The sequence below is a fragment of the Longimicrobium sp. genome, assembly GCF_035474595.1.
GTDB lineage: Bacteria > Gemmatimonadota > Gemmatimonadetes > Longimicrobiales > Longimicrobiaceae > Longimicrobium.
On record NZ_DATIND010000028.1, the window covers coordinates 108,751 to 123,316 of the forward strand.

The 14,566-nt window shown below is 63.7% G+C and carries 9 protein-coding genes; 6 read left to right on the forward strand and 3 right to left on the reverse strand.

What is annotated here, in order from left to right; translation table 11 throughout:
• Nucleotides 1-36 precede the first annotated feature (36 nt).
• The 6 genes from VLK66_RS05435 to VLK66_RS05460 all read left to right on the forward strand — a co-directional run bounded on the left by VLK66_RS05435 (nt 37) and on the right by VLK66_RS05460 (nt 11,733).
• Nucleotides 37-555 (forward strand): hypothetical protein, encoded by a 519-nt coding sequence (locus VLK66_RS05435; protein ID WP_325308364.1) that lies wholly within the window; start codon nt 37-39, stop codon nt 553-555.
• 88 nt (nt 556-643) lie between these two features.
• The gene (locus VLK66_RS05440; RefSeq protein ID WP_325308365.1) at nt 644-4,321 is read left to right on the forward strand and encodes a carboxypeptidase-like regulatory domain-containing protein; all 3,678 of its coding nucleotides are present in this window, start codon (nt 644-646) and stop codon (nt 4,319-4,321) included.
• 347 nt (nt 4,322-4,668) lie between these two features.
• Nucleotides 4,669-7,689, forward strand: a complete 3,021-nt coding sequence (locus VLK66_RS05445; protein ID WP_325308366.1) for a type I restriction endonuclease subunit R — start codon at nt 4,669-4,671, stop codon at nt 7,687-7,689.
• Nucleotides 7,686-8,906 (forward strand): restriction endonuclease subunit S, encoded by a 1,221-nt coding sequence (locus VLK66_RS05450; RefSeq protein ID WP_325308367.1) that lies wholly within the window; start codon nt 7,686-7,688, stop codon nt 8,904-8,906. Before VLK66_RS05445 ends, VLK66_RS05450 begins: the two co-directional genes overlap by 4 nt.
• Entirely contained in the window at nt 8,903-10,105 is a 1,203-nt protein-coding gene (locus tag VLK66_RS05455) for an AAA family ATPase (protein WP_325308368.1), read from the forward strand. The genes VLK66_RS05450 and VLK66_RS05455 overlap by 4 nt, the downstream gene beginning before the upstream one ends.
• Nucleotides 10,102-11,733, forward strand: a complete 1,632-nt coding sequence (locus VLK66_RS05460; RefSeq protein ID WP_325308369.1) for a type I restriction-modification system subunit M — start codon at nt 10,102-10,104, stop codon at nt 11,731-11,733. The genes VLK66_RS05455 and VLK66_RS05460 overlap by 4 nt, the downstream gene beginning before the upstream one ends.
• Here VLK66_RS05460 and VLK66_RS05465 read toward each other — a convergent pair.
• From VLK66_RS05465 to VLK66_RS05475, 3 genes are all read right to left on the reverse strand, one after another.
• Nucleotides 11,704-11,994: a hypothetical protein gene (locus tag VLK66_RS05465; protein ID WP_325308370.1), complete on the reverse strand. Its 291-nt coding sequence runs from the start codon at nt 11,992-11,994 to the stop codon at nt 11,704-11,706. The genes VLK66_RS05460 and VLK66_RS05465 overlap by 30 nt on opposite strands.
• A gap of 569 nt (nt 11,995-12,563) precedes the next feature.
• A complete protein-coding gene (locus VLK66_RS05470; protein WP_325308371.1) occupies nt 12,564-14,027 on the reverse strand; it encodes a hypothetical protein in 1,464 nt (487 codons plus the stop codon).
• The coding region (locus tag VLK66_RS05475) for a hypothetical protein (RefSeq protein WP_325308372.1) at nt 14,024-14,566 on the reverse strand (543 nt) is incomplete at its 5' end. The genes VLK66_RS05475 and VLK66_RS05470, both read right to left, overlap by 4 nt.

Here is a 14,566-nt window from a genome sequence, read left to right on the forward strand (position 1 = left end):
GTCCTTCAAAGATCAGGGCGGCGACGTTTTTCTGCAATGGCGGGCTGGCCGTGGTTGCCGCAGAACGGCTGGATGGATATCGTTGGTTTCCCACACTCTTCCAGCGACAATCTCCGGATGACCTCGTGTCTGTGTTCCGCGCGGCTGGCCGCCGCGCTGCTCCTGTGTGGCGCCGTCGTTTCCTGCCGCGGTGAGCGGGCCCGGCACGAGGTGGACCGGTGCGGGCTGCTGCCGGGTGACGAGGTCGCCTCGGCGGCGGCCGATCGGCCCGGAGCCCCGGCCCGCGTGCTCGCCCGAAAGTTCGACGGGGGCTGCGAGTACGACCTTGGCGGCGGCCGCCGCGTCGTTCTGACCGTCACTCCGGCGGGTGCCCGCCGCAGCACCGCGGGGCGACGTACCCCGCAGCCGCCGCGGCCCGCCGCCGGCATTCGCGAGGTGCACGCCATCGAAGGCGTGAAGAATGGCCTGCACGTCGAAGTCGGAGTGTACGCGGCCGGGCCTGCGGCGGACGAATTGGCAAAGGAGCTGCTCGGCCGTGTGCTGGCCCGGCTGTGATGGCAGCACGCTGCCACTCCAGGCGTACCCCGGTCCGCCTCTCGCCTCAACCTTCTGCTCTGACGCGCTACCCCGCCCCGAGTCGTAGATGATCTTGTTCCGCCGCTCCCCGGTCCCACATCAGTCGTTCCGCATGCGCCCGGTGCTGCTCGCGCTGGCCGTCGCCCTTTCCATCGTACCGTTAACGAGCCGTGCACAGGCGCGTGCCGACGTGATCCGCGGGCGGGTCCTCACGGACAGCGGGACCGCGATCGCGGGGGCGGATATCTCAGCGACGCGGGCGCCGGACCGCCTAACGCAGCAGACGCGCAGCGGGCCGGACGGAACCTTCACGATCCGCTTCGAATATGGCACCGGCGACTACCTCCTCCACGCCACGGCGCCGGACCGGCGCCCGTTCGTGCGGCGGCTGACGCGCCAGAAGGACGAGACGGAGTTCGAGGTCGAGATCCGGCTGGCGCCGCTCAGCTACACGCTCGCAACCGTGCAGGTCACGGCGACGCGCCCGAAGCCGGACCGCGGCCCGGAGTTCGGAACCGAGACCGGTGCCTCGGAACGGCTGGCGGACCCCGTGAACGGCGCGCTCTCGCCGGACCAGGAGGGCGACCTCGCGGCAATCGCCGCGACCACGCCAGGGATGAACCTGTCCGGGGGCGGGCTGTCGGTCCTGGGGCTCGGACCCGAGCAGAGCAACACGACCCTGAACGGGATGGCGTTCGCTGGCGGAGACGTCCCGCGCGACGCGCGGACCCGCGTACGGGCCTCGACCTCCACCTACGATCCCGCCCGCGGCGGGTTCAGTGCGGCTCAGGTGGCGCTGGAGCTGGGTTCCGGAAGCGCGTTCGACTTCCGCCGCGCCCACGTCGTCCTTGACGCGCGACCGCTTCAGGCGCCGGGTACGTTCGCCCCGGGGCTGGACCAGCGGTTCACCGCGATCGAGGTGAGCGCCGGCGGCGACGGGCCGATCGTGGAGAACAAGCTTTTCTACAATGTCGGGGTGCAGTACTCGCGTCGCGCGGCGGACCGCCTTTCGATCCTCGATGCGCCGCCGGCGGCGTTCGGCGGCATCGGGCTCGCCACGGACTCCGTTACCCGCTTTCTTGCCGTTCTCGGCGGCTCGGGCATTCCGGCGCTGGCGCCACGAGCGGGAACGAGCAAAGTCGGCGACGAGGGCTCGTTCATCTTCCGTATCGACCACACCCCCTACGCCCGGACAACCTGGTCCATCACCGGGTACGGGAAGCTCGCCCACTCGGGCGCCCTCGCAATCGCCCCGACTGTCACCCCGGGGTTTGGGGGGCAGCAGGCGTCGTCTCTGTTCAGCCTCCAGGCCGCTCGCTCGGGCTACTTCGGGAAAGACTACCTGAACGACACCCGCACGGCCTTCTCGCTCAACTCGGTTCGTACGACGCCGTACCTGCGGCTGCCGGGCGGCCAGGTGCTCGTCGCGTCCTCCTCCGGTGAAGCCGGCAACGGATCTCTGGTCTGGCTTCAGTTCGGGGGGAACAGCGCCTTCGCGGGCCGCCGGCGCGACTGGACGTGGGAGACGGTGAATGAAACGCAGTGGTACACGCCCGGCCGGCCGCACCGTCTCAAGCTGACGGGGGAGAGCCGCCTGGACGGCTACTCGCTGTCGCCGCAGGCGGACCGCCTGGGCACGTTCACGTTCAGCTCCCTGGCCGACCTCGCCGCGAACCGGCCCGCCACCTTCACACGGACCTTCGGCGTCGTGGACCATGAGGGCGGTGAGTGGAGCGGGGCGCTGTCGTTCAGCGACCTCTGGCGGCCATGGGCGACGCTCCAGCTGCTCGACGGGGTCCGGATCGAAGGTAACCGCTTCACCGCCGCGCCCAGCTACAACCCGGCGGTGGACGCGGCGTTCGGAGCACGGACGGACCACGCGCCGAACACGCTTCACGTGAGCCCGCGCATCGGCTTTACCTGGCGGTACGGAGGATCGCGCACGAACCCGTACACGATGATGACCGCCAACGCGTTCGGCTCCTTCTACCGGGGACCCTCCGGCGTGATCCGCGGCGGGATCGGCGAGTTCCGCAACCTCCTCGCTCCCGCGTTGCTCGCCGATGCTGCCGGCGCGACAGGCCTGCCCGGCTCAACGCTCGTGTTGCGCTGCGTCGGCGCTGCGGCGCCCACACCGGACTGGGCGGCATATTCCGCCGACCCGGCCGCCGTTCCGCAAGAGTGCACGGGGGGCGGCGCAGCCGGAGGACTGGTCGAGTCCGCACCCATGGTCCAGCTGTATGACCGCGGCTACACGGCTGCGCGGAGCTGGCGCGGCAACCTGGCCTGGGTTTCGTCCTTCAAACAGGTGATCTTCTCGGTCGAGGGGATCTACTCGCTCAATCTGAACCAGCCGGGCATCGTTGACCTTAACTTCACCGGGGCGCCACAGTTCCGCCTCCCGGGCGAAGGTGGGCGGCCCGTCTACGTGGGCCCGGCGAGCATTGATCCCCGCTCCGGCGCGCTTTCGCTCGCAGGCTCACGGCGGGTGGCGGACTTCGGCGCGGTGGTTAATTATGTCTCCGACCTCCGTTCCGTGAGCCGGCAGCTGACGCTCACCGCGGTCCCGGACCTGCTCCCCGGCCGCGTTCATCTGAGCGTCGCGTATACTCTCGCGGGGACCCGGGCGCAGGCGCGTGGGTTCGACGGAGCGGCCTCTGGCGATCCCGCCGCAGTGGAATGGGCCCGGGGAAACCTGGATGCCCGGCACCAAGTGCTCGTCCAAGCGGGAGTCACGGCGAAGGGTGTGACGCTGACGTTCTTCGGGCGGCTCACGTCGGGGCTCCCCTACACGCCGCTCGTCGGTGGTGACGTGAACGGCGACGGATACGTGAACGACCGCGCATTCGTCTTCGACCCGTCTGTCCCGGCTGCGGGCGACCTGGCGCCGGGGCTATCGGCGCTGCTGGCGGCAGGGCCGTCGCGTGTGCGGGATTGCCTCGCGCGCCAAGTGAACCGCATCGTAGGCCGAAACAGCTGCACGGGTCCGTGGACCGCGTCGACCAATGCACGGCTCTCGTTTTCGAGCCAAGTGCTGCACCTGGGCAACCGTGTGGACTTCGCCCTGAATGTGGCGAACCCGCTCGGCGCACTGGACCACCTGGTCCATGCGGAGGACGGTCTGCACGGCTGGGGAGATGGCGGGCTGGCCGATCAGGTGCTTTATACGCCCAGATCGTTCGATGCAGCCGCCCGGCAGTTCCGCTACGAGGTAAATCCGAGGTTCGGGCGCGTTCCGGTGGGGCTGGGGAATCCCTTCCGGATTTCCATCGAGGCTCACGTCGACCTTGGGAAGCCGCTACCGGTGCAGCAGCTCGGCATTCTCCTGCGCCCGGGCCGCGCAGGGCACCCCGGCACCCTTCTCAGTGCAGACTCGCTGCGGAAGCGCTACGCGCTCACGGTGCCGAACATCTATGACGCGCTGATCGAACAGAGCGACTCGCTTCTGCTCTCGCGGCAGCAGGTAGGGGCGCTCACGGAGGCGAGCGTGGCATACCGCGCCCGTGCCGACTCGGCTTGGGCCGGTTTGGCGACATACCTCGACGGACTCGGGGACAGCTACGATGCGGGAGAGGCGATGCAGCGCGTAGAGGCAACAACGGACGCGGTGTGGGAACTCGCAAAGGCCGAAGGGCCACGGATCCGCGAAATCCTCTCGCCGCTCCAGCTGAGGCTCGCACCCGGGCTGGTGCGGTACGTCATCACGACGAAGGACAAGATCAAGATCCGATATTTCTTTGGGTAGCGCTTCGCCGCAACCGCGCCAGGTTCCGCACCGACTCGACGGGTGCGGTGGACGCGCCTGACGTGCCCGTGCACATCCTGCGGAAGGCGGCGCAGGACGCAGTGGAGCGTGGGTCGCTGCGCGGAGCGGCGCGCGCGATCCCGCTCACGCCGATGGGGCTGCGTGCCTTCACCAACGGCACGAAGCCGACACAACGTTGGAGCTCTGATGACGACCACTGAGACAAACAACACTGACCTCGCCCGCACCGCGATCCTCTCAAAGGCGGCCGACGCCCTCCGCGGCCTGACACCGGGCAGTGGGAAGCTTTCTTCAGGAGCCGTGAGAACTGACTCCGCTGGGTGGCAATGATCACACCCGAAAAGCAACTGGAACAGTCGCTTATCGACAGGCTCGTCGGTTTGAAGTTCGACTATCGCGCCGACATCCGCGACCAATCCTCGCTTGAAGCGAACTTCAGAGAAAAGTTCGAGGCTCTCAATCGCGTCAACCTCACCGATGGAGAGTTCCGACGACTCCTCGACGGGATCGTCACACCAGACGTGTACCAAGCCGCCCGCTCTCTCCGGAACCGGGAGGCCTTCGTTCGTGACGACGGTACACCCCTCAACTACACCATCGTCAACATCAAAGACTGGTGCAAGAACACCTTTGAGGTCGTCAATCAGCTCCGCATCAGTACGGAGGATAGCCATCATCGCTACGACGTCATTCTCCTGATCAATGGCGTACCTGTAGTTCAGATTGAGCTCAAGACGCTTGGGATCAGCCCCCGGCGGGCGATGGAGCAGATCGTCAACTACAAGAACGACCCGGGCAACGGCTACACGAATACGCTTCTCTGCTTCGTGCAGTTGTTTATCGTGAGCAACCGCACGGACACGTGGTACTTCGCCAACAACAACGCCCGCCACTTCGCCTTCGACGCGGACGAGCGGTTCCTCCCGATCTACCAGTTCGCCGCCGAGGACAACACCAAGATCACGCACCTTGACGACTTCGCCGATCGGTTCCTCGCCAAGTGCACGCTTGGCCAGATGATCAGCAAGTACATGGTGCTCATCGCCAGCGAGCAGAAGCTTCTGATGATGCGCCCGTACCAGATCTATGCCGTGAAGGCAATCGTCGACTGCATCGACCAGAACTGTGGAAACGGCTACATCTGGCACACGACCGGCTCGGGCAAGACGCTCACCTCCTTCAAGGCCTCGACGCTCCTGAAGACCAACGAGAGCATCCACAAGTGCCTCTTCGTCGTCGATCGTAAGGATCTAGACCGCCAGACTCGTGAGGAGTTCAACCGGTTCCAGGAGAACAGTGTCGAGGAGAACACGAACACCGCTACGCTCGTCCGCCGCCTCCTGTCCGACGATTACGCGGATAAGGTGATTGTCACCACCATCCAGAAGCTCGGGCTCGCACTCGACGAGCACCACAGGCAGAACCTCGCTCAGGGAGGGGCGACGTTCAAGCAGAGGCTTGAGCCGCTCCGCGATAAGCGGATGGTCTTCATCTTCGACGAGTGCCACCGCTCGCAGTTCGGCGAGAACCACACGGCAATCAAGGAGTTCTTCCCCAACTCGCAGCTCTTCGGCTTCACCGGCACCCCGATCTTCCAGGAGAATGCCACCGTACGGCGCATCGAGGGCGACGTCGCCACCCTGCGAACCACGAGAGACCTCTTTCAGAAGGAGCTTCACGCCTACACCATCACCCACGCAATCGAGGACCGCAACGTCCTCCGCTTCCACGTCGATTACTACAAGCCCAAGGACGCCCCCGCCCTGAAGCCAGGCCAGACTCTCGCGAAGCAGGCAGTCGCCCAGGCCATCCTCGACAAGCACGACGCCGCGACCGGCGGCCGACGCTTCAACGCCTTGCTTGCTACCGCCTCGATCAACGACGCGATCGAGTACTACGAGGTCTTAAAACGGCTCCAGGCTGAACGCCAGGCTGCCGACGCCGAGTTCGTCCCTCTCAAGATCGCCGCCGTCTTCTCGCCGCCCGCAGAGGGCAATAGGGACGTCCAGCAGATCCAGGAGGACCTCCCTCAGGAGAAGGAGGACAACCGGCACGATCCGGAGGGCAAGAAGACCGCGCTCAAGGCCATCATCGCCGACTACAACAAGCAGTACGGCACCAACCACGACATCAACAACTTCGATCTCTACTACCAGGACGTCCAGCAGCGGATCAAAGACCAGCAGTTTCCCAACCGCGACCTGCCTCGCAAGGGCGCCGAGAAGATCGACATCACCATCGTAGTCGACATGCTCCTCACCGGCTTCGACGCCACGTACCTGAACACGCTCTACGTTGACAAGAACCTCAAGCACCACGGCCTGATCCAGGCTTTCAGCCGCACCAACCGCGTTCTCAACGCCACCAAGCCGTTTGGCCAAATCCTCGACTTCCGCCAGCAGCAGGACAACGTCGACGCCGCCATCGCTCTGTTCTCGGGAGGCCATGCCGACCGGGCCCGGAAAATCTGGCTGGTAGACAAGGCCCCCGTCGTGATCGATGAGTTCGAGAAGGCCGTCGCCGACCTCGGAGAGTTCATGAAGTCGCAGGGCCTCCAAGCCAAACCCGATCAGGTCAACAACCTGAAGGGCGACGACGCCCGCGCGCAGTTCATCAAGCGGTTCAAGGAGGTCCAGCGCCTTCAGACCCAGCTCGACCAGTACACCGACCTCACCGACGAGCAGCGAGAGCGGGTCGAGCAGGCTCTCTCAAGGGACGACCTTCGCGCCTTCCGCGGCGTCTACCTGGAAACCGCCCAGCGTCTCAAGGAGCAGCAGGGCACGCCCGGCGGAGACGGCGAGCCGGTCAACCCAGAGGTCGACCAGCTCGATTTCGAGTTCGTCCTCTTCGCTTCCGCCGTCATCGATTACGACTACATTATGAAGCTGATCGCCAGGTTCTCGGGGCAGGACCCGAAGAAGCTCACGATCAGCCGCGAGCAGCTCATTGGGCTGATCCAATCCGACGCCAAGTTCCTCGATGAGCGGAAGGAGATTACCGAGTACGTCCGTTCGCTCAAAGAGGGCGAAGGCCTCGACGAGGCCGCGATCCGCGCCGGCTACGAGCGATTCAAGGCCGAGAAGCAGGCCAGGGAGATCGAGGATCTTGCCCAGGCCCATGGCCTGACGACCGAGTCGCTTTCATCCTTCGTGGAAACCATCCTCCAGCGCATGATCTTCGACGGAGAGCAACTCACCGACCTGGTGGAGCCGCTCGGCCTGGGCTGGCGCGAACGCCGCGAGCGGGAACTCGCTCTCATGGCCGACCTCGTCCCCCTCCTGAACAGGCGTGCCCACGGTCGGGACATCTCGGGGCTCAACGCCTACGAGCATGGGGGGGCGCGATGACCGCCGACAAGCCATCGCTCTTGGTGCCGCAGCGCCGATTTCCGGAATTCGCACAAGGCCCTGGATGGGACCACGCCAAGGTTTCTGATCTCGTGGAGACGATCACTCCACCCAAAAAGCTGACGACTTCCACATACTTGGCGGATGGTCGGTTTCCGATCATCGACCAGTCGCAGAGCTACATCTGCGGGTGGACGAACGACGAGGAAGCTATCATCACGAGGCCTCTTCCGGTCATTGTCTTCGGCGATCACACCTGCGTCCTGAAGTTTGTCAATCGGCCATTCGCCCAGGGGGCGGATGGCATCAAGATTCTCACGGCAAGGAGACGGGTGTCGACCGTGTACCTCTATCACCAGCTGACGTACCGACCAGTGGTGATGGAAGAGTACAAACGGCATTTCTCCGCGTTGAAGGACAAGGTCGTTTGCTTTCCCGATCCGAAGTCAGGTGAGCAGCAGAAGATCGTTGACTGCCTCGGCTCGCTGGACGCCCTGATCGCGGCGGAGGGGCGGAAGCTCAAAGCCCTGAGGCAGCACAGGCACGGGCTGATGCAGCAGCTCTTTCCCCAGCCCGGCGAAACAGTGCCGCGGCTGCGCCTCCCGGAGTTCCGCGACGCGACGGAATGGGAAACAAGGAATTTAGAAGAGCTTGTTCTCATCCAATCGGGCGGCACTCCCTCCAAGGCGGATCCCGCATTCTGGAACGGCTCAATCCCGTGGGTGTCCGCTAAGGACATGAAGCGGTTGTTCTTAGAGGAGACAGAAGATCACATTTCGGTCGCAGCTGTCGAAAACGGTGCTAGGTTAGTGCCAGCGGGTACGCTCCTATTGCTGACGCGCGGGATGACTTTGCTCAAGGACGTACCAATCTGCGTGATCCGCCGAGAAATGAGCTTCAACCAAGATGTGAAGGCGCTCCGGCCCAAGATCGATGTAAACGGACTCTTCCTAGCTTTCGCGTTGCTGGGAAACAAGCAACGCTTGCTTAAGATGGTGGACATTGCCGGACACGGCACGGGAAAGCTCAACACGGACGAGCTAGCGACATTTGAGTTGGCGTTTCCCGAACCCGCCGAGCAGAATCGAATCGCCGCAATCCTTTCTTCGCTGGACGAAATGGTGACCGCGCAATCGCGGAAGGTAGAGGGTTTGGAGGCCCAAAAGCAGGGCCTGTTGCAACAGCTCTTCCCGAGCCTGGAGGAGGAGTCACGGTGAGCGAGACCAGCTACGCCGATCTTCCCGAACTCGCCAGGCACCTGCGATCAGTACTTGCCGACAAAGCCGAGAAGAAGCCCAGCAAGAGTCCGTTCATCCTGTTGTACGCCTTCAACGGAACCGGCAAGACACGCCTGTCTACGGCCTTCAAAGACATTGGGAAGGTGGTGGATGAGAACGGCGAGGTTCAGAGCCAGGACACGCTTTACTTCAATGCCTTCACCGAGGACCTCTTCTCATGGGACAACGACCTGGAGAAGGATGAGCATCGCACGCTGAAGCTTAACGCGGCGTCCCGTTTCTTCGTCGGGCTCAACGAGTTGGAGATCGAGACCCGGATCCGCCCGCTGCTGGACCGCTACGCGGACTTCGACTTCAGGATCAACTTTGAGTTCGACGAGCATACCGGCAAGATCACCAGCGCGGAAGTGACCTTCTCCCGCAGTGTCCTAAGCGGCGAGGGCGACGAGGCCCGGACGGACGAGGTGGACGGAATCAAGATCTCGCGCGGCGAGGAGAACATCTTCATCTGGTGCTTCTTCCTCTCGGTTCTTCAGCTAGCGCTCGACGGGGCGGAAGCATACGCGTGGGTAGAACACGTTTACATCGACGATCCCATTTCGTCTCTTGATGAACACAACGCGATCGTCATTGGCAACCACCTCGTCCAGCTCTACCGCGAGGCACAGCGCCCGATCAAGACGGTGGTGTCCACCCACCATGCGCTTTTCTTCAACGTCCTGCACTATGAGCTGAAGAGCCATGTGGGTGGTCCGCTGCAGTACATTCTGAAGCGGAATCGCCAGACAAACGGCTACCTGCTTGCCGAACAGAAAAGCGATACACCGCAGTTCTACCATGTCGCCGCGTTGGAGGACCTCTGGCGCGTGGCGCAGAGCGGTCAGGCCAAAACGTTTCACTTCAACATTTTGCGTAGCATTCTTGAGAAGACCGCCTTGTTTCTCGGCCACCGCCATTTCTCGGCGTGCATCAAGGAGGTTGCGGACGATGCGGACGGCATCCTGCACCAGCGGTTCGTCGATCTCCTGAGCCACGGCAAGTACTCGATGTACGAGCCAGCAGAGATGGGCGATGAAACGAAGGACTACTTTCTAACCATTCTGAGGGGATTCGTGGATCGGCACCCATTTAACCGTGAACTTGTACCCGAGCCCGCACCACCTCCGGAAGCACGATGACCGAGAACAACCAGAAACAGCTAGGCAGGACGCTCTGGGCCATCGCGGACCAGCTCCGCGGGGCGATGAACGCGGACGACTTCCGCGATTACATGCTCGCGTTCCTGTTCCTCCGGTACCTCTCGGACAACTACGAGCAGGCCGCGAAAAAGGAACTCGGGCGCGACTACCCCAACCCGGACACCATCGGCAACGGTGGCCGGTCGCCGCTGTCGGTCTGGTACGCGGCGAATACCGACGATGTGGCCGCGTTCGAGAAGCAGATGCGGCTCAAAGCGCATTACGTCATCCGCCCCGAGCACCTCTGGGCCAGCATCGCCCACATGGCGCGCACTCAGGACGGCGAGCTGCTCAGCACGCTCCAGGCCGGCTTTAAGTACATCGAAACCGAGTCGTTCCAGAGCACGTTCTCGGGACTGTTCTCGGAGATCAACCTCGGCTCCGAGAAGCTCGGCAAGACCTACGCGGACCGGAACACCAAGCTCTGCACGATCATCACCAAGATCGCCGAGGGCTTGGCAGCGTTCTCGACGGACAGCGACACACTGGGCGACGCCTACGAGTACCTGATTGGCCAGTTCGCCGCCGGCTCGGGCAAAAAGGCCGGTGAGTTCTACACGCCGCAGCAGATCTCGGACATCCTCTCCGCCATCGTCACGCTCGACAGCCAGGAGCCGAAGACCGGGAAGCGGGATTACCTTGCCAGCGTGATGGACTTCGCCTGCGGCTCGGGCTCGCTTCTGCTGAACGTTCGCAAGCGCATGGGGCCGCACGGCATCGGAAAGATCTACGGGCAGGAGAAGAACATCACCACGTACAACCTGGCGCGGATGAACATGCTGCTGCACGGGGTGAAGGATTCAGAGTTCGAGATCTACCACGGCGACACACTGACGAACGAGTGGGACATGCTCCGCGAGATGAACCCGGCGAAGAAACCCCGCTTCGACGCCGTGGTCGCCAACCCGCCGTTCAGCTTACGTTGGGATCCGAACGAGGCGTTGGGCGAGGACGTGCGCTTCAAGAACTATGGGCTGGCCCCGAAGTCGGCGGCGGACTTCGCGTTCCTTCTGCACGGCTTCCACTACCTCAAGGATGAAGGCGTGATGGCCATCATCCTGCCGCACGGCGTACTCTTCCGGGGCGGGGCGGAAGCGAAGATCCGCCGCAAGCTCCTCGAAGACGGGCACATTGACACCGTCATCGGCCTTCCGGCGAACCTCTTCTATTCAACCGGCATCCCGGTCTGCATCCTCGTCCTGAAGAAGTGCAAGAAGCCCGATGACGTCCTGTTCATCAATGCCGCCGCGGAGTTCGAGAAGGGCAAGCGACAGAACTACCTCTCGGAAGAGCAGATAAAGAGGATCATCGACACCTACAAGCAACGGCCGGAGAAGCCGGTCGAGCGGTACGCGCGGCGGGTGGAGATGGCCGAAATCGAGGCCAACGACTTCAACCTGAACATCTCTCGCTACGTCAGCACGGCCGAGGCGGGAGTCGAGGTCGATCTGTCGGCCATCCACAAGGAGCTCGTCGAGATCGAAAACCAGATCCGGGAGGCAACGGCGAAGCACAACGTGTTCCTGAGGGAACTTGGATTATCCCCATTGCCTGGGCACGATCAGTGATCGACGCGATCCTCGCACACTCTCCGCTTGGTCCGCGATCTCGCCGAGACGGTTCGGCGTCACACCTGATCCCGGCGGCGTATCTCGCCGGAGGGCATCCCTCCGATACTCGCGCGGCAGGTCCGCCACCGCGAGCGCCAGCCCGATGATGGCCGGGTGCGGCGCCTTGCGTCCTTGTGCGATGGCGAGCTGAGTCAGGGGTTCCCATGTCGCGCGGCCGATCAGGTCCACGCCGGCCACGATCCCGTTCAGTGCCGCCACGGAGACGCCGGTCTCCTCTGCCACGCCCGGAATGTTGCGGGGGTGCTGGCCGGGCGGCACGCCGCACCGCGACCCGAACCATTTCTGTGGCGATTACAGAGCCTGCGCCCGGTCACCGCTGAGGTGAGCATGTCGCAACCAGCGCTCCGCGATTTCCTGAATCGAACGCGGCCACGCGCGGTGAACCGGGCGAAGCTGTCGGTGTGGTACGAAGGAGACGGCGCCGAGTTGGCGCGGCTCAGGAGGAAGTGCACGAGGCGAAACTTCGTGCGCATGGAGGGGATGACGGGGATGCGTGAAAAAGAAGCTGCCGCCAAGCGTGGTGCCATTCTCCTTGTTCTGGACCGATCCGGAGACGGGAGACGAGTTCGTCTCGCGGCACATGTACTGTGGGGAGATGATGCAGCGAGGATACTCGCTCAAGGGTTGGAAGCTGGCCTGTATCGCAGTGCGGAAGCGGGAGAGCGGGTTCACGTACGGCGGCAGCATGGAGGGGTGGCAGTAAACACCAGCGGGGCGGCTCTCCACCGGAGGAGCGCGACCCCCCTCTTTGCTGTGATGGACGCGCTCTACTGCAGCACGGTGAAGCCTACATCGAACCCGCTCAGGTGCTTGAACAGGGGCGGCTGGCGACCCGAGCGTCTCGTCACTGAAATCCCAAAGTTCGGATTGACCTTGAACGTAGCGCCTGCGGACCAGAACAGGGGATGCGCTGTGGGGAGATCCGGAAATGCGGGGTTGCGCCGAATCGAGAGCCGGTTCAACTCGGTGTTGACCTCAATGCCGCCCGCGAATGGACCGACCCGGTTGGTCCAAGTCGCCTTCCCCGTCACACCCAGGGTGCCGCGCGACGGGTTGTTGCGCTCCACGCTTACCGCTCCGCTTCCCCGGCCGGTGCTTCCGCGCTCGTACCCTGCGCGAAGGAACACGTTGTATGAGCCCCCTAGCACCGGCAGGTTCCCCACGTAGAGCCATGGGATATAGAACCGCGCCTCCGCGTCCAAGTACATCCAGTTCTGCCGCGCGAACTTGTCATCGGTCTCGAAGCGGGGAGTGACTCGGAACTCCACCAACGGCAGCGGAGCATCGAAGAGGCTGAGTTGCGCCTGCGGCCCCAGGCTGATGCGGCCGGAACCATCCGTCTTCATGTTGAGGAGCACGTCGACGTGCGGCGCCAGCGCGAGGGATGCTCTGCCGCGAGGCGCCTTCAGGTATGGAAAGTCGCGAGTGTGGGCACTCAGGCTCCCGGTCGTCTCTCCATTGAGACGCGTCAGGAGCACGGTCGCATCGAAGTACCGGGTATCTTCGGCTCGCTTGGGTGCCTCGATCTTCACTACCGTCGGCTGAATCGTTCCATAAGGCAGGGTTTGGCCCGTGATACCGTCCACCAGCGTAAGCCGGACAGTATCACCGTTCGACGCCGCCCAGCGTAACGTACACCGGAAGGAGAAGGAACCCCGGTTATAGCACCGTGGTCGGTCCGGCGTGTCCTCCGGTGCCTTGATATCCACTGTTCGCCCGTTGATGGTCACCCGCGGCTCTGGCCGCGTATCGGTCGATAGATCCACCGAGTAGGTGGCTTCGATCCGGGAAGTCGCAGTGGTGATGGGGAGGACTGCTCCTCCTACCGGATCAAGCACCGCCAGGGTGCGAGGGACAGTCGCCCCGTCGAGCTGCACCGGACCCGTCAGCAGTGCGTAGTGATGCGTGTCGTCTAGCTTTCCCAGCGCCTTCAATTCAAGGCAGATGCGATCGCGCGGGCTCCCCTCGTACTCGGGAGGAAAGGGGCACGCCTCTCGGCTCACAACGCTGCTGTCCTTCAGCAGGACTGCGGCTCCCGTGGTCATATCCGTGAGAGTGAAATTACCCACTGCGCGAGGCGCCTCCGCACCCTGTACGTCCAGCTTGAACAGAAGGATGATTCCTTGGCGGTCTGCGCGACGGACGACGCGTTCCAGGTTGGGGTTCGTCTGCGCGCTACCTGAAACGGCCAAGGACAGAGGCAGCACCGCGAGAGCAAGTGGTCTGATCACAGTCTCCTCCGAACCTCACGGGAAATCGAGCTGAGCGTATCGTCGCCGCTGATGTCCGCTTCGTTGAACGGCGGGTTCAGGTTCGGCCAGGTGTTGTTCAGGTCTCTCGCTATCATCCTCCGCACGCCCGCGTCCGCTCCCCCCATCTCTTTCAACTTCCGGTTCCCGAGCGGACCCGATTGGTTCAGGCGGCGCTGTAAAACGGATTCGACTCGTGAGGTGATTGGATCGGATGTCGACCAAGCGCGGCTCGTGGCGACTTCACTATCCAGCCCCTTCCGAGAAGCCGAGTCGAGCGATCTCGACACTGCTGGCTCGTCCAGTTCGACTTCCACCTCGATCTCGCCCACGGCGCCTCGCTCGTCCTCGGCCCCCGACTTCTCGCATTTGGAGTCCGCCATGTTCTCCCAGTCTGGAGCATTGGCGTCCTCGGCCATCGAGCGGGGTTCCCCTTCAACGGTACGGTCTGGCTGGAGTTGCCCCACTTTCGTGGACACCTGGTTAGTGGGGATCAAGCGGCTTCGAGAAGCGGCGCGCGC